Origin of the sequence: Streptacidiphilus jeojiensis (genome assembly GCF_042510965.1) — a bacterium.
In the GTDB taxonomy this organism is placed as follows: Bacteria; Actinomycetota; Actinomycetes; order Streptomycetales; family Streptomycetaceae; genus Streptacidiphilus; species Streptacidiphilus jeojiensis.
This window is the reverse complement of the sequence record NZ_JBEUKS010000007.1, coordinates 138,838-157,669: the sequence shown is the minus strand read 5'-3', so window position 1 is coordinate 157,669 and position 18,832 is coordinate 138,838. Positions and strand designations below refer to the sequence as shown.

The window sequence follows — 18,832 nt, the reverse complement described above, 5'->3', positions numbered from 1 at the left end:
CGGTCCCCTACCCAGGCCCTTCGGCCGGGACACCGCCGGCCCGGGCGGCGAACAGCGCGGCCAGCACGCACGGCAGGAGCAGCAGCACGAAGGCGGCGGCGTAGCCGGCCGGGTCGGGCAGCCGGGTCCGCAGCACCGTGTTGAACAGCGCCGAGGCGGCGCCCAGGACGGCGATCTGGCCCAGGTTCTGCGAGGTCTGCATCGCACTTCCGGCGTAGCCGCGGCGGTCCGGCGGGCTGTGGGCGATCGAGAGCAGCGTGAGCGAGGGGGCGAGCAGGCCCATCCCCAGCGCCGCGACCACCATCGCCGACGCCGCGGTGAGCGCGGGCACCGCCGGCAGCGTCCCGACCGCCGCCAGCGCCGCGGCCAGGGCCAGCAGCAGCGCCCCGGCCGCCACCAACTGGTGCCGGGGCACGTGCTCCAGCAGCCGGCCCTGGGCCCAGGAGGACGCGGCCCAGGCCAGGGCGGCGGCGGTGAAGGCCAGACCGGTCACCGCCGCGGGCACATGACGGACGGTGACCAGCAGCAGCGGGACGAAGGCCTCCAGGGTGAAGTACACCCCCGAGCCCAGCCCGCGCAGCAGCACCGAGGCCGGCAGTCCGCGGGCGGCCCGCCAGGTGCCCGGCGGCAGCAGCCGCGGCGCGAAGGCCACCAGCAGGCCGAGGCCGCCGCCCGCGCACAGCAGATGAAGCAGGTCCCAGCCGGAGACGGCGTACTGGGCCAGCGCCGCGCCGGCGCTCACCGCGGCGGCGACCGCCAGCGCGGGGCGCGGCGGCCGTACGCCGGTGGAGCCGATGGCGTTGGAGGAGGGCGGGGCGGACCGTCCGGCGCGGCGGCGCAGCAGCACCACCACGGCCAGCGCCGGCAGCAGGTTCAGCGCGGCCAGGCCGAAGAACACCGCACGCCAGGACCACCAGGCGGCCACCAGCCCGGCCAGCGGCGGACCGGCCAGCGAGGGGATGATCCAGCAGGTGCTCATCAGCGCCAGGGCCCGCGCCCGCAGCCGGTCCGGGTAGGCCTGGGCGATGGCGGTGTTGACGGCCACCGCGACCACTCCGGCCGACAGCCCGTCCAGGAACCGACCGGCCGCCAGCTGCCAGATCGAGGTGCTGGTGGCCGAGACCAGCAAGGTGGCCACGGCCAGCGCCACGCCCGCGGCCAGCGGCCGGTCCGCCCCGGCCCGGTCCGACCAGTCGCCGCCCAGCACCCCGCCGAACAGGCTCGCGGCCACGAAGCAGCCGGCCACCAGCGGATAGAGCGACACCCCGTGCAGGTCCTGGGCGGCCACCGGCAGCGTCGGCACCACCGCCAGCGCGGCGAAGCCGGTCAGGAACATCACCGCGGCCAGGCTCGCGGTGACGGCCGCGTGCGGCCGGGAGAAGAGCCCCTCGGCGGTCGCCCCGGCCCTCGACGGCAGCCGCTCGGCGAGCGCCTTCTGATCATCGGTCACGACCGTTCAGGCTATGTCCGGGCCAGGACCGCCCGCCATCCGTTTTTCCCGTCCCCGACCGGCCCCCGAGGCGGTTCGGGGTGGTGTGTAGCCTCTTCGACGGCCCACGAGTGGCCGTCCCGGCCGCTCTCGCCCAGGCTGGGACGCGTCATGCAGCAGGAAGCACACCGGAACGACGACCCCAGGACCGGGAAGACGATCGATGATGAGTGACGACCTCGCCGAGCGCATCGCCGCGCTCATGCCGCGCGCCCAGGCGGACCTCGCCGAACTGGTCGCCATCCCCTCGGTGGCCGATCCGCGCCAGTACCCGCCCGAGGAGTGCCGCCGCGCCGCCCAGTGGGTGGCCGACGCCTTCACCGAGGCCGGACTGCGCGATGTGCACCTGGCGCTGACCCCCGACGGCAGCCATGCGGTGCTGGGCCACCGCCCGGCCCCGCCCGGCGCCCCGACCGTGCTGCTGTACTGCCACTACGACGTCCAGCCCCCGCTCGACGAGGACGCCTGGACCTCGCCGCCGTTCCGGCTGACCGAACGCGACGGCCGCTGGTACGGGCGCGGCGCGGCGGACTGCAAGGGCAACATCGTCATGCACCTCACCGCTCTGCGCGCCCTGGGCGAGGATCTGCCGGTCGGCGTCAAACTGGTCGCCGAGGGCTCGGAGGAGCAGGGCACCGGCGGCCTGGAGCAGTACGTCCCCGGCCACATCGACGAACTGCTCGCGGACGCCCTGCTGATCGCCGACACCGGCAACGCCGCCGTCGGCGTGCCCACCGCCACCACCTCGCTGCGCGGCGTCGCCAACCTGGTGGTCACGGTCAGCACGCTGCGCGGCGACGTCCACTCCGGGATGTTCGGCGGGGCCGCCCCGGACGCCCTGGCGGCGCTGATCCGGATCCTGGACTCGCTGCGCGGACCGCAGGGCGGAACCGTCATCAAGGGCCTGGACTGCACCGGGAGCTGGAGCGGCGAGGGCTACGACGAGGAGCAGTTCCGGGCCGACGCGGGCGTGCTGGACGGCGTCTCGCTGATCGGCGGCGGCACGGTCGCCGACCGGCTGTGGGCGCGGCCGGCGGTCACCGTCCTCGGCATCGACTGCCCGCCGGTGGTCGGCTCGGCCGCGGCGGTCCCGGCCACCGCCCGGGCCCGGGTGAGCCTGCGGGTGCCGCCCGGCACCGACCCGGAGGCGGCGCTGCAGGCGCTGACGGCGCATCTGCGCACCGCCGCTCCCTGGGGCGCCCGGGTGGAGGTGGAGCGCGAGTCCACCGGTTCCCCGTTCAGCGCCACCACCAGCGGCCCGGCGTACGCGGCGCTGGACCGGGCCGCCCGCGAGGTCTACGGAAAGCCGCTGGCCTACGTCGGGCAGGGCGGCTCCATCCCGCTCTGCAACGTCCTGGCCCGGACCTACCCGGAGGCCGAGATCGTGCTGATGGGCGTGGAGGAGCCGCTCTGCGCGATCCACGCGCCGGACGAGAGCGTGGACCCCACCGAGATCCAGCGGATGGCCCAGGTGGAGGCGGAGTTCCTGCGCGGCTACGCCGAGGTCTGGCGCTCAGGGCGCCGCGGGGGTTCCTGACGGCTGCTCGGACGGCGGCGCGGTGAGCAACCGGGCCAGCAGCGGGCGGAAGTGGTCGAATCCGGGGGTGGGGGCCTCCGGGTCCTTGGCGGCGTCGTCCCAGCGGCGCAGCCGCACCGCGTCCGCGCCGTAGCGGTGTGCGGCGAAGGCGGCGGCCTCGGCCGGCGTCATCGGACCGCCCTGCACCGCGAGGGTGTGCACCGAGGCGGGCGAGAGGGTGGCGGCGTAGTCGGGTTCCACCGCGCACAGGTAGCGCTTGGCGGCGACGTGCAGCCGTACCGGCTCGGTGACGTCCGGGCCGAACCAGCGGGCCAGCCGGTCGGCGCCGGTGTGGCTGTGCCGGTTGTCGGTCCCCGCCATCAGGTCGTGGCCGGTGGCCTCCCCGTGGAAGTGGCCCAGGTCGTGCAGCAGGGAGGCGGCGACCAGCGCCGGCTCGGCGCCCGCGGCCTCGGCCAGCGCGCCGGTCTGCAGCATGTGCTCGGCCTGGGTGACGTCCTCGCCGAAGTACTCGGCGCTGCCCTGGCCCTCGAACAGCTCCGACAGTTCGGACAGGACGTCGGGGATCTGAGCGGGGGTCATGCTGCGGCTCCTCGGCGAGGGTCGGTCCCGGCACCGCCGGGTCGGTCGTGGTGCAGGACGGCGATGGTGCTGAACAGGCCGTCCAGGTCCGCATAGCAGCCCTGGAGGTGGCGTCCGCCGCTGCTCGCGAAGGCGGTCCTGGCGTGCAGCAGCCGGGTGTTGTCAAAGATCAGGCAGTCGCCCGGGGCGAGGCGGAAGTCGAGCTGCAGCCCGGGCCGCAGCAGGATCTCGGCGAAGGAGCGGTAGGCGGCGTAGAAGGCCTCGATTGCTGCGGCGGGCAGCCGCAGGGTGCCGGTGGAGCGGTTGTTGAAGCGGATCTCGCGGATCCGGCCGTGGGCGTCGGTGCCGACGGTCGGGCGGTGGGCGCTGAGCCGGGTGGTGGCGTCGGCGAAGCTGAACGGCACCGGGGTGCGGGTCAGCACGTCGAAGGCGGCCGGGTTCTCCGCGCGCAGCAGCGCGGCGGCGGTGAAGCCGTCCACCAGGCCGGAGTCGCCGCCTTCGGCGCTGTTCACCAGGCAGTGCAGCAGTTGCAGTGTGGGGACCGGGTCGCGGTAGGGGTTGTCGGTGTGCGGGCCGATCCGCTCGGAGGTGAAGGCGAGGTTGTTCGGGGTCTCCTCGACCCGGACCTCGAAGATCCGCCCGTAGTTGGTCTCCCGCACGAAGCCGAAGGTCCGGGCGACCTCGGTGACCTGGCCTTCGCGCACGGGGACGCCGCGCAGGACCGCGAAGCCCAGCCGGGCGACGGCCTCCAGGGTGCGCAGCCGGGTGTCCGGGTCCCGCAGGTAGTCGGACCAGTCCGCGGCGGGGAGCGCGCCGGCCAGGTCCGCGGCGGTCCACAGGGTCTTGGCGTCCTCGGTCCGCTCGTCGACGGCGGTCGCTGCCGCGAGGCCGGGGTCCTGGGTGCCGGCGATCCAGGCCTCGGTGTAGGCGGAGACATGGCCGTCGGGTTCCCAGACCACCTCCCAGCCGGGCGCGCCGTCCACGGTGGTGCGCGACTGCGCCGAGACGGCGAGATCCCGGGGCAGATCCGTGATCTGGAACAGCTTCTGACCGTTGCGCGGATCGCGGCAGCGGGCGCAGCAGCAGTTGTCGCGCAGCCACGCGGACGGCAGTGAAGCGGGGTCGGACATCCGTCGGCCTTCCGAGGTCGGGGAAAGTTGTACAGACAACTTCGCCGCTCCGGATGAAGCCGTGGCCAACGGCCGGGTGGTCCCGGATGAACGCACCGTACGGGTCGTGGCCGCTCAGCGGGGGAGCTGCTGCAGGGTCCAGCCGTTGCCGTCCGGATCGGTGAACGCCGCGTAGGACACGGTCGGCTTGCCCGGCGCGCTCATGTCCACGACCTCGGCGACCTCGACCCCGCGCCCGACCAGCTCGGCCCGCGCGTCGTGGATGTCGTCCACGACGAGGTGCAGTCCCTGGACCGAGCCCGGGGGAGTGCCGACGACGCCCACGCCGATGGCCACCGAGCAGGACGACCCTGGCGGTGTCAGCTGGACCACGCGGAACGCCTCGTTCGGGCTGAAGTCCAGGTCGACCTTGAAGCCCAGCAGGTCGGCGTAGAACGCCTTGGCGCGGTCGACGTCGGCGACCGGGAGCGGGATGAGTTCGAGGCGGTAGTCCATGGCGGTGGTTCCCTTCGCGTCACGGGGTGTGTCGGTCAGTCTTCACCCCTGAGTCGGAACCGGCCGCCCGGATTCGACACCGTCGGCGCTGTCAGCCGTTGAGCGTGCCCATGAACTCGGGTGCGTAGCGGTCGCCGGTGACCACGCCGTGCGGGGCCACCGCCTCGATCGCGGCGATGTCGTCGGCGGTCAGCGTCACCCCGGTGGCGGCGACGTTCTCCTCCAGGTAGCGGCGGCGCTTGGTGCCGGGGATGGCGACGGCGCCCTGGTGCTGGACCCAGGCGAGGGCCAGCTGGGAGGGGGTGACGTCCTTGTCGGACGCGATGCGGCGGACCTCGCGGACCACGGCCAGGTTGCGGTCGAAGTTCTCGCCCTGGAACCGGGGGTCGGTCCGGCGCCAGTCGTCCGCGGCGAAGTCGTCGGGGCTGGTGATCGCGCCGGACAGGAAGCCGCGGCCCAGCGGGGAGTAGGCGACCAGGCCGATCCCGAGCTCGCGCAGGGTGTCGCGCACCCCGTCCTGTTCGATACCGCGCTCGAAGAGCGAGTACTCGGTCTGGACGGCGGTGACCGGGTGGACCGCGTGGGCCCGGCGGATGGTCTGCGCGGAGGCCTCGGACAGGCCGATGTGGCCGATCTTGCCTTCGGCGACCAGCTCGGCCAGGGCGCCGACGGTCTCCTCGATCGGCACCTTGGGGTCGATGCGGTGCAGGTAGTACAGGTCGACGTGGTCGGTGCCCAGGTGCCGCAGCGAGCGGTCCAGGGCATGGCGGACGTACTCCGGCCGGCCGTTGAGGTCCAGCACCCGGCCGTCGTCGGTGATCTCGACGCCGGTCTTGGTGGCGACCACGGCGGCGTCCCGGCGTCCGGCCAGCGCCTTGCCGAGCAGCTGCTCGTTGACGAAGGGGCCGTAGCTCTCGGCGGTGTCCAGCAGGGTGACGCCGAGCTCCAGCGCCCGGTCGACGGTGGCCAGCGACTCGGTCTCGTCGGTGGCGCCGTAGAAGACGCTCATGCCCATCAGGCCGAGGCCCTGGGCCCCGACGGTCAGGCCCTGGCTGCCCAGTGCGAGCTGTTCCATTGCGGTTCTCCTTCTCTAACTAACTGGATAGATACATACCCTAGGTCTGTGGATCGGCTATGTCAATAACTAGATAGTTAATTGGTAGGATGGTCGGTATGCCACGGGATTCCAGCGCCACCAAGGCCAGGCTGCTCGACGCCGCCTTCGACGAGTTCGCCGCCTACGGCATCGCCGGCGCCCGGGTGGACCGGATCGCCGAGGCGGCGGGTGCGAACAAGCGGCTGATCTACGTCTACTTCGGCAACAAGGAGCAGCTGTTCGACGAGGTCCTGCGGCGGGCGCTGGTGGAGGGTGCCGAGTCGGTGCCGTTCGACGTCGACGACCTGCCCGGCTACGCGGGTGCGATCTTCGACCATCTGGTCGCCAGGCCGGACCTGATGCGTCTGCGGCTGTGGAAGCTGCTGGAGCGCCCCTCCGCCACCGGACTCGAGCATGACGCCTTCCGCGGCAAGGCTGCCGCCGTGGCCGCCGCGCAGCAGCGGGGCGACGTCGCCCCCGGGATGGAGCCCGACGATCTGCTGACCCTGGTCCTGGCCGCGGCCCAGGCCTGGTTCTGGGCCGCCGAGGGCGTCGACCCCCAGGAGGTCGGCAAGGCGTGGCCGACCGAGCGGCTGGCCCTGCACCGCGCGGCGGTCGTCGAGGCCGCCCGCCGGATGACCGAGCCGAGGGCCTGACCGGCACGAGGCACGGCCGAGGCGGGTCGGGGCGGGTCGGGGCAGGTCGGGTCAGGTCTCGGCGGTCGTCGCGAGCAGGCGGTGGAAGTCCTCGCGTCCCTCGGCCCGGTGCTCCGCCAGCAGCCGTAGCGCCTCCTGCGTCCTGCCCGACTCGAAGGCGTCCAGGACGGCCTCGTGCTCGCGCAGGATCGCGTGTGCGCGGGCGGCGTCGCCCTTCAGGGCGGTGCGCCGGTAGGCCAGGGCGCGGTGGGGTTCCAGGGCGTCCCACAGCTGCCGCACGAAGCGCAGCAGCCATTCGTTGTCGCAGCGCTCCAGCAGTGCGAAGTGGAAGGCACGGTTGCTGACGATGGCCGCGCAGCCGTCGCCGGCCAGGGTGGCCGCCAGTTGTGCGTCGACGGCGGCGCGCATCGCCGCGAGGTCCTCGGGGCGCAGCCGGGTGGAGGCCACCGCCTCGGCCTCGGTCTCCAGCAGCTCGCGCAGCCGGAAGATCCCGTCCACGCTCTCCGGGCGCAGCTCGGTGACCGTGTAGCCGCGCTGCGGCAGATAACTGACGATCCCTTCGCCGGCCAGCGTCTTCAGCGCCTCGCGTACCGGGATGACGCTCAGCCCCAGTTCCTCGGCGGCCGCGCTCTGACGGATCTGCGCACCGGGCGGCAGGTCGCCGCGCACGATCGCGTTGCGCAGCTCGACCACGGCCACGGCCTCGGCGGTGCGGGGGAAGGAGGTTCGCTTCAGTGCCACGGGCCCATGCTAGCGTGGCGCCGCACAAAACTAGATGTTATAAATTCTAATATCGACGATGAAGTGAGGCGAGACCATGCTGACCACCGACGCAGCGGGACCCCCCGACGCAGCGGGACCCACCGACTCGGACGGCCCCACCGACCCGGACGGCCCCACCGGCCGACTCGCCCAGTGGCTGGCGGCGTCGACCCTGGACCGGATCCCGGTCCAGGTGCGCGAGCGCGCCGCCCACCTGGTCCTGGACGGTCTGGGCTGCGCGCTGATCGGCGCCCAACTGCCGTGGTCCCGCACCGCGGTGGAGGCGGTACTGGCACTGGAGGGGGAGGGCGACACCCCGCTGATCGGCTGGGGCCGCGGCACCGGCGCCGCCGCGGCGGCGGTACTGAACGGGACCTTCATCCAGGGCTTCGAACTCGACGACTACTACCCGAGGGCTCCGCTGCACTGCGCCTCCCTGGTGCTGCCGGCGCTGCTGTCCACCGCCTCCCGACGCGGCACCGGCACTGGCACCGGCACCGGAGCCGTCACCGGTGCGGACTTCCTGCATGCCGTGATCGCCGGCATCGAGACCGGCACCCGGGTCGGCCTGGCCCTCAACGGCCCGGAGATGCTGCTGCGCGGCTGGCACTCGGGGCCGGTCTTCGGCACCCACGCCGCCGCGGCGGCCTGCGGGGTGCTTCGCGGCCTGGACGGGGCGGCCTTCGAGGACGCGCTGGGCCTGGCGGCCACCCAGTCGGCCGGGCTGATGGCGGCCCAGTACGAGGCGATGTCCAAGCGCATGCACCACGGCTTCGCCGCCCGCAACGGCTTCTACGCCGCTGGGCTGGCCGAGGGCGGCTACACCGGCATCAAGCGGGTGTTCGAGCGCTCCTACGGCGGTTTCCTGTCCACCTTCGGCGAGGGCCACCACCCCGATGCCGCCCGGATCAGCGGCGACCTGGGGAAGGTCTGGAACACCGAGGCGGTCACCGTCAAGATCCATGCGGCGATGGGCGGACTGCACCCGGCGATCGACGCCGTGCTCGCCCTGGTCCGCGAGCACGGGATCACCGCGCGGGACGTCGACGCGGTCCGGATCCAGGTCCCCGGCACGGTGTACCACCACGGCTGGTGGCAGCCCGAGCGCCCGCTGACCACCATCGGCGCGCAGATGAACATCGCCTACGCCACCTCGGTGGCCCTGCTGGACGGGCAGGTCGGCCCGGCCCAGTTCACCGCCGCCCGGATCGACGCCGACGACGTGTGGTCGCTGATCGGGCGCACCGGGGTCGAGCAGGTCGACGAGCAGCAGGACCCCAGCTGGGACCAGCCCGGCTACAACACCCGGGTCACCCTGGCCCTGCACGGCGGCGGAACCCTGACCCGGGCCCTGAACCAGCCGCACGGCGGCCCGGACTACCCGCTGACCAACGCCGAGATCCGCGCCAAGTACCGGACCCTGACCGCCCACGCGGTCGACCCGGAACGCGCCGCCGAGATCGAGCGGCTGGTGCTCGGCCTGGAGCAGCAGCCCGACCTGCGGCCGCTGATCGACCTGCTCGCCGCCCCCGCCCGCGGTGCGCTGGGCTGACCGCGCGTCGCCCCCACCCGTCCCTGCTGAGGAGCCGTCATGAACCCCTCCACCCCCGGCGCGCGGCTGCGCGCCCTGCTGTCCGGCGGCGACCTGGTCACCGCACCCGGCGTCTACGACGGCCTGGGCGCCGCCCTGGTCGCCCGCACCGGCTTCGGCGCCGCGTACCTGACCGGCGCGGGCGTCTCGGTCGCGGGCTTCGGACTGCCGGACATCGGCCTGCTCACCGCCACCGAGATGGTCGAGCGGGCCGGGATCGTCGCCGACACCCTGGGCGACGTCCCGCTGATCGCCGACGCGGACACCGGCTACGGCGAACCGATGAACGTGGTGCGCACCGTGCGTGCCTACGAGCGCGCCGGCGTGGCCGCGATCCAGTTGGAGGACCAGGCCTTCCCCAAGCGCTGCGGCCACCTGCCCGACAAGGAACTCGTCCCGGCGGAGCGGTTCGAGGCCAAGCTCCGGGCCGCCCTGGACGCGCGGACCGACCCGGACCTGGTGCTGGTCGCCCGCACCGACGCCCGCGGCCCGCTCGGTGTCGACGAGGCGATCGACCGCGCCAACCGCTACGCCCGGGCCGGCGCGGACGTGGTCTTCGTGGAAGCCCCCCGGAGCATCGGGGAGATCGAGCGGATCGCCCGCGAGGTCGACGCCCCGCTGCTGATCAACATGGTGCAGGGCGGGCTGACCCCCGACACCGCCCCGGCCACGCTGGCCGCCCTGGGCTACCGCATCGCCATCCACCCCGGCGCCCTGCTGGCCCCCTACGTCCTGCACGGCCTGGACGCCCTGGTGCGGCTGGGCGGCACCCTGCCCGAGGTGGGCGCGGGTCCGCAGGGCCTGTTCGAACTGGTCGGGCTGAGCGACTGGTCCGCGATCGGCGAGCGCCACCGCGAGGTGAACGTCTGATGGGCATGACCATGATTGAGAGGATCCTGGCCCGCAAGGCCGGCCTGGCGCAGGTGAGCGCCGGTCAGACGGTGGTCTGCGAGGTCGACATGACCGTGATGATCGACCTCCAGTTCGCCACGGCGTGGACCCCGCCGCTGCGGATCAACGACCCGGACAAGGTCGCCGTGGTCATGGACCACGCGGTGCCGGCCCCCTCGGTGCACGACGCCGCCGGCGGCACCCGGGCCCGCGCCTTCGCCCGCGACTTCGGCATCGGGAGGTTCTACGACGTCGGCCGGCACGGCATCTGCCACCAGGTCATCGCCGAGAACGGACTGGCCCGTCCCGGGGAGATCCTGGCCTGCACCGACTCCCACACCTGCGCGGCCGGCGCCTACAACACCGCGGCCCGCGGCCTGGGCCCGGCCGAGGTCTACTCGATCCTGTGCACCGGATCCACCTGGTTCCAGGTCGCTCCCACCGTCCGCTACGAGTTCACCGGCACCAGACCCGCCGCGGTCTCCGGCAAGGACGTCTTCCTGCACATCGCCGGGGCCTACGGCGACGCCACCAACCAGAACCTGGAGTACGGCGGCCCCGGCCTGGCCTCGATCCCGATGAGCGACCGGCGCACCATCGCCACCCAGGGCGCCGAGATCTCCGCCGACTTCTCCACCTTCCCCGCCGACGAGCTGTGCCGTGACTTCATCGAGCAGCACTCGCCCGGCGGCGCCCCGTTCACCGCCGCCGACCCGGACCCCGACGCCGTCTACGCGGCGGTGCGGACCGTCGACCTGGACACCCTGGTGCCGCAGGTGGCCCGGCCCGGCACGGTCAGCCGGAACTCCTTCCCGGTCACCGAGATCGAGCGCCGCAAGGTCGACCAGTGCTTCATCGGCTCCTGCGCCAACGGCCAGTTGGAGGACCTGGCCGTCGCCGCCGCCATCGTGCGCGGCCGCACGGTCGCCCCCGGCGTTCGGCTGCTGGTCACCCCGGCCTCGCAGCAGGTCTACCGGGACGCGCTGCGCGCCGGGTACCTGCAGGACCTGGCCGACGCGGGCGCCGTGGTCACCAACTCCACCTGCGGTGCCTGCTTCGGCTACCACATGGGGCTGCTCGCCCCGGGCGAGGTCTGCCTGACCTCCAGCACCCGCAACTTCACCGGCCGGATGGGCAGCCCCGACGCCGAGATCTACATGGCCTCGCCGGCGACCGTCGCGGCCTCCGCACTGACCGGGTACGTCACCGACCCGCGAACGGAGCTGAACTGATGGACACCCTGCTCAGCGGACGGGTCTGGGTGGTCGGCGACAGTGTCACCACCGACGCCATGTACCCCGCCTTCGCGATGAAGCTGCCGGTCCCCGAGGCCGCCAGGCACATCTTCTACGAGCTGCGACCGGGCTGGACCGAGCAGGTCGGACCGGGCGACATCGTCGTGGCGGGCCGCAACTTCGGCCTGGGGTCCTCCCGTCCGGTCGCCGCCCTGTTCCGCGAGCTCGGCGTGGCCGCGCTGGTCGCCGAGGAGTTCAACTCGCTGTTCCTGCGCAACGCCATCAACCACGGCCTGCCGGCGCTGACCGTCCCCGGTGCCACCGCGGCCTTCGCCGACGGCGACACCGCGCGGCTGGACTTCGCCGAGGGCTGGATCGAGAACACCGCCACCGGCACCCGGCTGCCCGGCGGGGCGCTGCCGCCGATGGTGCTGCAGATCCTCGCCGCCGGCGGCATCCTGCCCAAGCTGGCCCGCGAGGGCTACGTCGCCCCGCCCACCACCGGACCGCACCGCTCCTGACCGCTGAGGAGCCGCTGACCCGGTGCTTGGGCCGTCCGGGTGGTGCCGACGGCTGGCCGGGGGACTGTGAATGGCCGTCACCGGTCCGGTCGCCGAGGCTGGGAGGGTACGCCCACGCGGGGCGCGGTGAGGCGAGGGGAGGGGCGGATGTTCCTGACGACCGCCTGGAGGCACGCCTCGGAGCGGGTGCACGTCCGCGCCGAAGGCCTGCGCACCCGGGCGGAGGAGCTGCGCGCCCGGGCCGAGCGGCGGATGCCGGTGCTGACCGAGCTGACGAACCGTCTGCTGTCGGCCAACCTGCTCGACGCCGGCACCCGGCTCGCCGCCCAGGCCTTCCTGACCTCGGTGCCGCTGCTGTTCGCGCTCGGCGCGTTCGCCCCGCAGGGGGTGCGCGACCAGCTGCTGGACTCGCTGCGCTCGGTGTTCGGACTCACCGGCGCGTCGGACCAGCAGCTGAACGCGGCCCTGAGCGGAGGCACCGGCGACGAGCAGCTGCGGCAGACCACCGGGATCATCGGCGTGCTGATGGCCCTGGTGTCGTCGACCAGCTTCAGCCGGGCGATGGCCCGGGTCTGCGAGCGGGCCTGGCTGCTGCCCAAGTCCGGAACCAGGATCGCCGCCTGGCGCTGGCTGCTCTGGGTGGTGTCGATCCTGCTGCTGGTCCTGGTGCAGGGGCCGCTGCGGGACGGCTTCGGGGTCGGGATCTGGCTGGGGGTACCGGTGAGCTTCCTGGCCGGGCTGGTGCTGTGGTGGTGGACCCAGCACCTGCTGCTCGCCGCCCGGGTCGGCTGGCTGCCACTGCTGCCCGGGGCCCTGCTGGCCTCGGCGGCGATGTCCGCCCTGGCCCTGACCGCGCGGATCTACATGCCCAGCGCGCTGAACCGCTCGCTGTCCGCCTACGGCGCCCTCGGCCTGGTTCTCGCCGTGCTGTCCTGGCTGATCGTGCTCTGCGCCGCCGTCACCTTCGCCATCACCATCGGCGCGGTGCTGGCCCAGGAACCCCCGCTCAACCGCTACCTGACCACCGCGGAATCGCCCTGAGGACCCGGTGCCGGGTCACCCGGCACGGTTCTGGTTTGCGTATCGCGTAGCGGGTGCGACTCCGGGGCAGTAGCGTTAGGCCCAGTAGCAGTCGTGGTTCCCGAGTCCGTCTCGCCCGTGATCGCGATCACGGGCGTTTCTGCTGTCCGGGATCGGTCACTGCCGGGGCGCACCGGGGCGTGGCGCCGCACCATGCGGACGCTGGGGCGACTGTGCGCATCAAGGAGAACAGCATGGCCAGCGGTACCGTGAAGTGGTTCAACGCCGAAAAGGGCTTCGGCTTCATCGAGCAGGACGGCGGCGGCGCCGACGTCTTCGCCCACTACTCCAACATCAACGCCCAGGGCTTCCGCGAGCTCCAGGAAGGCCAGAAGGTGACCTTCGACGTCACCCAGGGCCAGAAGGGCCCGCAGGCGGAGAACATCGTCCCGGCCTGATCTCCGGCTCCAGAGGCGCCCCGCACCGAACCGGTGCGGGGCGCCTCGCCGTATCCCGCGCGGTGCGGCCCGGCGGGCCGTAGCCTCGACGGGAGTGCACCGCGTGGGAGAGGAGCTGCCGTGGGGATCGTCTCGCCCGGGTTCCATGGCAGGCCGAGAGGCCGGGAGGTGGAGCTGCCGCCGGGGCAGTACCTGGTGGAGGACTTCCCGGTGCTGTCGGCCGGGCCGACGCCGCGGGTGCCGCTGGACCGGTGGGAGTTCTCCGTCACCACCGAGAGCGGGACGACGCACCGCTGGTCCTGGCCGGAGCTGATGGCGCTGCCCAGCGAGCGGATGACGGTGGACCTGCACTGCGTGACGCGCTGGTCCAAGCTGCGCACCCGGTGGCAGGGGGTGTCCCTGGACACCCTGCTGGCCGGGGTGGAGACGGCCGCGGACTTCGTCCTGGCCGACAGCTACGGCGGGTACACCACCAATCTGCCGCTGCAGGACCTGAGGAACGGTCAGGCCTGGATCGCCTACGGCTACGACGGCAAGGACCTGTCCGCCGAGCACGGCGGCCCGGCCCGGCTGCTGGTGCCGCACCTGTACCTGTGGAAGTCGGCGAAGTGGGTCCGCGGCCTGCGGCTGCTGACCCGGGACGAGCCGGGGTTCTGGGAGAGCGCCGGCTACCACGACTACGGCGACCCGTGGCGCGAGCAGCGCTACCAGGGGGACTGAGCATGGCGGCGGGATGGCGGGTGGCGCGGCTGGCCGGGGTGCACGACGAGACGGCGACGGCGCGGACCCTGGTGCTCGACGTCCCCGGCTGGCCCGGGCACCTGGCCGGGCAGCACGTGGACCTGCAGCTCACCGCCGAGGACGGCTACCAGGCCCAGCGCAGCTACTCGCTGTCGGCGCCGGCCAGGGGCGACCGGATCGAGCTGACGGTGCAGCGGGTCCCCGACGGGGAGGTCTCCCCCTACCTGACCGAGGTGCTGACCATCGGCGACCCGATCGAGGTGCGCGGCCCGGTGGGCGGCTGGTTCGTCTGGCGGCCCGCCGATCCGGCGCCGGTGCTGCTGATCGCCGGGGGCGCCGGCATCGTCCCGCTGATGGCCATGGTGCGGACCCGCAGGGCCGAGGGCAGCCGCACCCCGTTCCGGCTGCTGTACTCGCTGCGGACCCCGGCCGACCTCTACTACGCCGAGGAGCTGCGCCGGCCGCCGGCCGGGGACGCCGGGGCGGACGTGACGCTGCTGCACACCCGGTCCGGGCCGCCGGGTTCGTCGCGGATCCCGGCGCGGCTGAACGCCGAGGACGTCGAGCGCCACGGCTGGCCCCCGGAGTTCGAGCCGGCCTGCTACGTCTGCGGGCCGACCGGCTTCGTCGAGGCGGCCGCCGACATCCTCACCAAGCTCGGCCACGACCCGCGCCGGGTCAGGACCGAGCGCTTCGGAGCCGGCGGAGGCTGATCGCATGACCGAACGTCACCAGGACGGCAGCACAATGGACGGCAGCGCAATGGACAGCAGCGCGCTGGACGGCAATGCGCTGGCCGGGCCGCTGGCGGAGATCTTCCGGGTGGACGTCACCGCCGCGCTCGGCCGCTGCACGGCCTGCGGCCTGGACGGTCCGCTGGCGTCGCTGCTGGTCTACGGGCGGGCGCCGGGACCCCTGGTGGCCCGCTGCCCCGGGTGCGAGGCGGTGGTGCTGCGGCTGGTCCGCGGCCCCGAGGAGGCCTGGCTGGACCTGACCGGCACCCGCTGCCTGCGGATCCCGCTCGGCGACTGACCCCTGGGCTGCCGGTACCCGGTCCGATGGTGACGGGCTAGATTCGGGCAGGAGAACCCGCCGAGCCGACCACCGCGACACGACCGTTCCCGAGGAGTTCCGTGGACCTGCCCTACTACGAGGACCCGGGGCCGGGCCTCGGCTTCGAGCCCGCCCGGACCGCCACCCGCTCGAACGCGCCGGCACTGAGCCTCAACGGCACCTGGCGCTTCCAGCTGCGGCCCACCGCGGCCGAGCCCGCCCCCGGCTTCGACGCCGACTGGGAGCGGAGCTGGGACGAGATCCCGGTGCCCGGCCACTGGCAGCTGAACGGCCACGGCTCGCCCGCCTACACCAATGTGCGCTACCCCTTCCCGGTCGACCCCCCGCACGTGCCCGACGAGAACCCGACCGGCGACTACCGCCGCGGCTTCGACCTGCCGGCGGACTGGCCCGGACCCGACCAGGGCGCGCGGACCCTGCTCCGCTTCGACGGTGTGGACTCCTGCTTCCGGGTCTGGCTGAACGGCGAGCCGCTGGGCCACGCCAAGGGCAGCCGGCTCGCCCACGAGTTCGAGGTGGGCCGGCTGCTGCGCCCCGGCCGCAACACCCTCGCGGTGCGGGTGAACCAGTGGTCCTCCGGGAGCTACCTGGAGGACCAGGACATGTGGTGGCTGTCCGGGATCTTCCGCGACGTCACCCTGCTGTCCCGGCCCGAGGCGGCGCTGGACGACCACTTCGTCCACGCCGGCTACGAGCACGCCACCGGGACCGGCGTCCTCTCCGTGGAGACCTCCGCGCCGGCCACCCTGAGCATCCCCGAACTCGGCCTGGACCGGGTCGATCCGGCCGGACCGCACCGGATCCCCGGCGTCGAGCCCTGGTCCGCCGAGCAGCCCCGGCTGTACGACGCCGTGCTCAGCACCCCGCAGGAGACCGTCAGCCTGCGCATCGGCTTCCGCAGCATCGCGATCGAGGACGGCGTGCTGCGGGTGAACGGGCGGCGGATCCTGTTCCGCGGCGTCAACCGGCACGAGTGGCACCCCGAGCGGGGCCGCGCCCTGGACCGGGCCACCATGCTGCAGGACGTGCTGCTGATGAAGCGTCACAACATCAACGCCGTCCGCACCAGCCACTACCCGCCGCATCCGGACTTCCTGGACCTGTGCGACGAGTACGGGCTGTGGGTGATCGACGAGTGCGACCTGGAGACCCACGGTTTCACCGAGGTCGGCTGGCGCCGCAACCCCACCGACGACCCGATGTGGCACGAGGCCTGCCTGGACCGGATCGAGCGCACCGTCGAGCGCGACAAGAACCACCCCGCGATCCTGCTCTGGTCCCTCGGCAACGAGGCCGGGCACGGCGCCAACCTGGAGGCCATGGCCGCCTGGTGCCACCACCGGGACCCGGAGCGGCCGGTGCACTACGAGGGCGACTGGGACAGCTCCTACGTCGACGTCTACTCGCGGATGTACGCCTCGCACGAGGAGGTGCTCGCCATCGGGCGGCGCGAGGAGGCGCCGGCCTCGACCCCCGAGCGCGACGCCCACCGGCGCACCCTGCCGTTCATCCAGTGCGAGTACGCCCACGCCATGGGCAACGGCCCCGGCGGCCTGACGGAGTACCAGGAGCTCTTCGAGCGGTACGAGCGGCTCCAGGGCGGGTTCGTCTGGGAGTGGATCGACCACGGCATTCCGCAGCGCACCCCGGACGGCACCCCCTACTACGCCTACGGCGGCGACTTCGGCGAACCGCTGCACGACGGCAACTTCATCGCCGACGGACTGCTGTTCCCGGACCGCACGCCCTCGCCGGGGCTGGTCGAGTTCCGGAAGGTGGTGGCGCCGGTGCGGATCGGCGGCACTGCGGCGGGGGACGGCGCGGGAGGGCTGCGCATCGACAACCTGCACGACTTCCGCTCGCTGGAGCACCTCGCCTTCGACTGGACGGTGGAGGAGGAGGGCGTGCCGGTGGCCCGGGGCACCCTCACGGTGCCGGAGGTGCCGGCCGGGACCGGTGTCGAGCTGCCGCTGCCCAAGGTCCCCGCGGCGGCGGGGGAGTCCTGGCTGACCGTGCGGGCCACCCTGGCCGAGGACCAGCCCTGGGCCCCGGCCGGGCACGAGGTGGCCTGGGGACAGCTGCAGCTCGCCGAGCGGCCGCTGCGTACCCCGGTGCCGTCCGGGTCGGACAGGTCGGAGCGGCAGGACGGGGCGGCCCTCGGTCCGGCCCGGTTCGACCCCGCCTCCGGGGTGCTGCTGCGGCTGGGCGGGCTGGCGGTGAGCGGTCCGCGGCTGGACGTCTGGCGGGCGCCCACCGACAACGACCTCGGCGGCGGTGAGCGCTCGACCGCCCGCGCCTGGCGCCGGGCCGGGCTGGACCGGATGCGGCACCGTACGGTCTCCGCTGGCCCGGAGGACGGCGCGTTCGTGGTCCGCAGCCGGGTCGCGCCCGCGGCGACCGATCTGGGGCTGCAGGCCGAGTACCGCTGGAGCCTGGAGGACGGCCGGCTGCGGCTGGACCTCTCGGTGGTCCCCGAGGGCGACTGGGACGCGCTGACCCTGCCCCGGCTGGGGCTGCGGATGGCGCTGCCCGCGGCGTTCGACCGGGCGGCCTGGTTCGGGCTCGGCCCGGGGGAGTCCTACCGGGACACCCGGCAGGCCGTCCGGGTGGGGCGGTTCGCCGCGCCGGTGGCGGAGCTGCAGACGCCCTATGTGATGCCGCAGGAGAACGGCAACCGCTCGGAGGTGCGCTGGGCGACCTTCCTGGACGCCGACGGCTCGGGGCTGCGGGTGGAGGGGGAGCCGTTCTTCGACTTCACCGCCCGGCCGTGGACCAGCGAGGACCTCGACGCGGCGCGTCACACCGCCGATCTGCACCCGCGCGACCAGGTCTTCCTCACCCTGGACCAGGCGCACCAGGGCATCGGCAGCGGATCCTGCGGCCCGGGCGCGCTGCCGCAGCACCGGCTCTCCGCCGGGGCCACCACCTTCACCCTGCTGTTCTCGGAGGTGTCGGCGGCCTCGGAGGTGCGGCCGTCCTGATCGGCAGGGCCGGCGGACGGGCACGGCCCGTCCGCCGGCACCGTTTGGTCACTGCAGGCCGAGCGCCATCCACTTGCCCGGCTCGGCCAGCGGCTCGAAGCCGACCTTGGCGTAGACGGCGTGCGCGTCCGCGGTGGCCAGCAGGATCCGGCGGATTCCGTAGGGGGCCATCTCGTCCCGGACCGCATCGGCCAGCGCGGTGCCCAGGCCCTTGCCGCGGACCTCGCGGGAGATGTAGACGTCGCAGAGCCAGGCGAAGGTGGCCCGGTCGGTGACGACGCGGGCGTAGCCGACCTGGGCGCCCGAGGCGAGGTCGTAGACGCCGAAGTTGAGCGAGCCGGCGATGGCGGCGTCCTGCTTCTCCCGGACCCGGCCGAGGGCCCAGTAGGCGTCCTGCGACAGCCACCGGTGGATCAGGGCGGCGTCGAGCCGTGCGGGGTCGGTGGAGATCTCGTAGCCGTCGGGGAGGCCGCCGTCCGGCAGGTCGTTGGTCATGCCCGCATCCAAGCAAAGCGGCTGGTGGAGCGGCCAGTGGTTTTTGCGCAGCGCCCCACGGAACGGCGGCGTCCGCTGCTT

19 protein-coding genes are annotated in these 18,832 nt (G+C 73.6%); 12 read left to right on the top strand and 7 right to left on the bottom strand.

What is annotated here, in order from left to right; translation table 11 throughout:
- Window positions 1-7: 7 nt before the first annotated feature.
- On the bottom strand, window positions 8-1,336 hold the full coding sequence (locus tag ABUW04_RS20525; RefSeq protein ID WP_380566366.1) for an MFS transporter: 1,329 nt from the start codon (window positions 1,334-1,336) through the stop codon (window positions 8-10).
- A 316-nt stretch (window positions 1,337-1,652) separates the two neighbouring features.
- On the opposite strand from ABUW04_RS20525, the gene ABUW04_RS20520 reads away from it, so the two are divergent.
- Entirely contained in the window at window positions 1,653-3,026 is a 1,374-nt protein-coding gene (locus tag ABUW04_RS20520; protein WP_380566122.1) for a dipeptidase, read from the top strand.
- Here the strand turns inward: ABUW04_RS20520 and ABUW04_RS20515 are convergent.
- The 4 genes from ABUW04_RS20515 to ABUW04_RS20500 form a co-directional block, all read right to left on the bottom strand.
- Complete coding sequence (locus ABUW04_RS20515; protein WP_380566121.1) at window positions 3,003-3,605, bottom strand: phosphonate degradation HD-domain oxygenase; 603 nt, start codon at window positions 3,603-3,605, stop codon at window positions 3,003-3,005. The two genes, ABUW04_RS20520 and ABUW04_RS20515, sit on opposite strands and share 24 nt — an antisense overlap.
- A complete protein-coding gene (tmpA, locus tag ABUW04_RS20510) occupies window positions 3,602-4,735 on the bottom strand; it encodes a 2-trimethylaminoethylphosphonate dioxygenase (protein ID WP_380566120.1) in 1,134 nt (377 codons plus the stop codon). The genes ABUW04_RS20515 and tmpA overlap by 4 nt, the downstream gene beginning before the upstream one ends.
- A gap of 114 nt (window positions 4,736-4,849) precedes the next feature.
- The gene (locus ABUW04_RS20505) at window positions 4,850-5,230 is read right to left on the bottom strand and encodes a VOC family protein (RefSeq protein WP_030260033.1); all 381 of its coding nucleotides are present in this window, start codon (window positions 5,228-5,230) and stop codon (window positions 4,850-4,852) included.
- 91 nt (window positions 5,231-5,321) lie between these two features.
- On the bottom strand, window positions 5,322-6,305 hold the full coding sequence (locus ABUW04_RS20500) for an aldo/keto reductase (protein ID WP_380566119.1): 984 nt from the start codon (window positions 6,303-6,305) through the stop codon (window positions 5,322-5,324).
- Between the two features lie 98 nt (window positions 6,306-6,403).
- On the opposite strand from ABUW04_RS20500, the gene ABUW04_RS20495 reads away from it, so the two are divergent.
- On the top strand, window positions 6,404-6,982 hold the full coding sequence (locus ABUW04_RS20495; RefSeq protein ID WP_380566118.1) for a TetR family transcriptional regulator: 579 nt from the start codon (window positions 6,404-6,406) through the stop codon (window positions 6,980-6,982).
- Between the two features lie 51 nt (window positions 6,983-7,033).
- On the opposite strand, the gene ABUW04_RS20490 is transcribed toward ABUW04_RS20495, so the two are convergent.
- Complete coding sequence (locus tag ABUW04_RS20490; RefSeq protein ID WP_380566117.1) at window positions 7,034-7,723, bottom strand: GntR family transcriptional regulator; 690 nt, start codon at window positions 7,721-7,723, stop codon at window positions 7,034-7,036.
- A gap of 76 nt (window positions 7,724-7,799) precedes the next feature.
- Between ABUW04_RS20490 and ABUW04_RS20485 the strand changes: the two genes are divergently transcribed.
- The 10 genes from ABUW04_RS20485 (at window position 7,800) to ABUW04_RS20440 (ending at window position 18,256) form a co-directional block, all read left to right on the top strand.
- Complete coding sequence (locus tag ABUW04_RS20485; RefSeq protein ID WP_380566116.1) at window positions 7,800-9,296, top strand: MmgE/PrpD family protein; 1,497 nt, start codon at window positions 7,800-7,802, stop codon at window positions 9,294-9,296.
- 39 nt (window positions 9,297-9,335) lie between these two features.
- The gene (locus ABUW04_RS20480; RefSeq protein WP_380566115.1) at window positions 9,336-10,205 is read left to right on the top strand and encodes an isocitrate lyase/PEP mutase family protein; all 870 of its coding nucleotides are present in this window, start codon (window positions 9,336-9,338) and stop codon (window positions 10,203-10,205) included.
- 5 nt (window positions 10,206-10,210) lie between these two features.
- Window positions 10,211-11,458, top strand: a complete 1,248-nt coding sequence (locus ABUW04_RS20475; RefSeq protein ID WP_380566114.1) for a 3-isopropylmalate dehydratase large subunit — start codon at window positions 10,211-10,213, stop codon at window positions 11,456-11,458.
- Complete coding sequence (locus ABUW04_RS20470) at window positions 11,458-11,982, top strand: LeuD/DmdB family oxidoreductase small subunit (RefSeq protein ID WP_380566113.1); 525 nt, start codon at window positions 11,458-11,460, stop codon at window positions 11,980-11,982. Before ABUW04_RS20475 ends, ABUW04_RS20470 begins: the two co-directional genes overlap by 1 nt.
- A gap of 147 nt (window positions 11,983-12,129) precedes the next feature.
- On the top strand, window positions 12,130-13,023 hold the full coding sequence (locus ABUW04_RS20465; RefSeq protein WP_380566112.1) for a YhjD/YihY/BrkB family envelope integrity protein: 894 nt from the start codon (window positions 12,130-12,132) through the stop codon (window positions 13,021-13,023).
- 233 nt (window positions 13,024-13,256) lie between these two features.
- The gene (locus ABUW04_RS20460; protein WP_134001919.1) at window positions 13,257-13,460 is read left to right on the top strand and encodes a cold-shock protein; all 204 of its coding nucleotides are present in this window, start codon (window positions 13,257-13,259) and stop codon (window positions 13,458-13,460) included.
- A gap of 120 nt (window positions 13,461-13,580) precedes the next feature.
- Window positions 13,581-14,180: a sulfite oxidase-like oxidoreductase gene (locus tag ABUW04_RS20455; RefSeq protein ID WP_030260057.1), complete on the top strand. Its 600-nt coding sequence runs from the start codon at window positions 13,581-13,583 to the stop codon at window positions 14,178-14,180.
- Window positions 14,181-14,182: 2 nt separating this feature from the next.
- Window positions 14,183-14,914 carry a ferredoxin reductase gene (locus ABUW04_RS20450; protein ID WP_198037562.1) on the top strand — a complete coding sequence of 244 codons (732 nt, stop codon included), beginning with the start codon at window positions 14,183-14,185 and terminating at the stop codon, window positions 14,912-14,914.
- 4 nt (window positions 14,915-14,918) lie between these two features.
- Window positions 14,919-15,233, top strand: a complete 315-nt coding sequence (locus tag ABUW04_RS20445) for a DUF6510 family protein (RefSeq protein ID WP_380566111.1) — start codon at window positions 14,919-14,921, stop codon at window positions 15,231-15,233.
- 101 nt (window positions 15,234-15,334) lie between these two features.
- A complete protein-coding gene (locus ABUW04_RS20440) occupies window positions 15,335-18,256 on the top strand; it encodes a glycoside hydrolase family 2 TIM barrel-domain containing protein (RefSeq protein ID WP_380566110.1) in 2,922 nt (973 codons plus the stop codon).
- A gap of 48 nt (window positions 18,257-18,304) precedes the next feature.
- Here the strand turns inward: ABUW04_RS20440 and ABUW04_RS20435 are convergent, their stop codons facing one another.
- Window positions 18,305-18,751 (bottom strand): GNAT family N-acetyltransferase, encoded by a 447-nt coding sequence (locus tag ABUW04_RS20435; protein WP_380566109.1) that lies wholly within the window; start codon window positions 18,749-18,751, stop codon window positions 18,305-18,307.
- Between the last annotated feature and the right edge of the window lie 81 nt (window positions 18,752-18,832).

Bases quoted from the DNA above. Each gene is read 5' to 3' on its own strand.
- ABUW04_RS20450 (WP_198037562.1), top strand. From the start codon at position 14,183: ATGGCGGCGGGATGGCGGGTGGCGCGGCTGGCCGGGGTGCACGACGAG.
- ABUW04_RS20495 (WP_380566118.1), top strand. From the start codon at position 6,404: ATGCCACGGGATTCCAGCGCCACCAAGGCCAGGCTGCTCGACGCCGCC.
- ABUW04_RS20465 (WP_380566112.1), top strand. From the start codon at position 12,130: ATGTTCCTGACGACCGCCTGGAGGCACGCCTCGGAGCGGGTGCACGTC.
- ABUW04_RS20525 (WP_380566366.1), bottom strand. From the start codon at position 1,336: ATGTTCCTGACCGGCTTCGCCGCGCTGGCGGTGGTGCCGACGCTGCCG.
- ABUW04_RS20500 (WP_380566119.1), bottom strand. From the start codon at position 6,305: ATGGAACAGCTCGCACTGGGCAGCCAGGGCCTGACCGTCGGGGCCCAG.
- ABUW04_RS20470 (WP_380566113.1), top strand. From the start codon at position 11,458: ATGGACACCCTGCTCAGCGGACGGGTCTGGGTGGTCGGCGACAGTGTC.
- ABUW04_RS20505 (WP_030260033.1), bottom strand. From the start codon at position 5,230: ATGGACTACCGCCTCGAACTCATCCCGCTCCCGGTCGCCGACGTCGAC.
- ABUW04_RS20460 (WP_134001919.1), top strand. From the start codon at position 13,257: ATGGCCAGCGGTACCGTGAAGTGGTTCAACGCCGAAAAGGGCTTCGGC.
- ABUW04_RS20445 (WP_380566111.1), top strand. From the start codon at position 14,919: ATGACCGAACGTCACCAGGACGGCAGCACAATGGACGGCAGCGCAATG.
- ABUW04_RS20485 (WP_380566116.1), top strand. From the start codon at position 7,800: ATGCTGACCACCGACGCAGCGGGACCCCCCGACGCAGCGGGACCCACC.
- ABUW04_RS20515 (WP_380566121.1), bottom strand. From the start codon at position 3,605: ATGACCCCCGCTCAGATCCCCGACGTCCTGTCCGAACTGTCGGAGCTG.
- ABUW04_RS20480 (WP_380566115.1), top strand. From the start codon at position 9,336: ATGAACCCCTCCACCCCCGGCGCGCGGCTGCGCGCCCTGCTGTCCGGC.
- tmpA (WP_380566120.1), bottom strand. From the start codon at position 4,735: ATGTCCGACCCCGCTTCACTGCCGTCCGCGTGGCTGCGCGACAACTGC.
- ABUW04_RS20435 (WP_380566109.1), bottom strand. From the start codon at position 18,751: ATGACCAACGACCTGCCGGACGGCGGCCTCCCCGACGGCTACGAGATC.
- ABUW04_RS20520 (WP_380566122.1), top strand. From the start codon at position 1,653: ATGATGAGTGACGACCTCGCCGAGCGCATCGCCGCGCTCATGCCGCGC.
- ABUW04_RS20475 (WP_380566114.1), top strand. From the start codon at position 10,211: ATGACCATGATTGAGAGGATCCTGGCCCGCAAGGCCGGCCTGGCGCAG.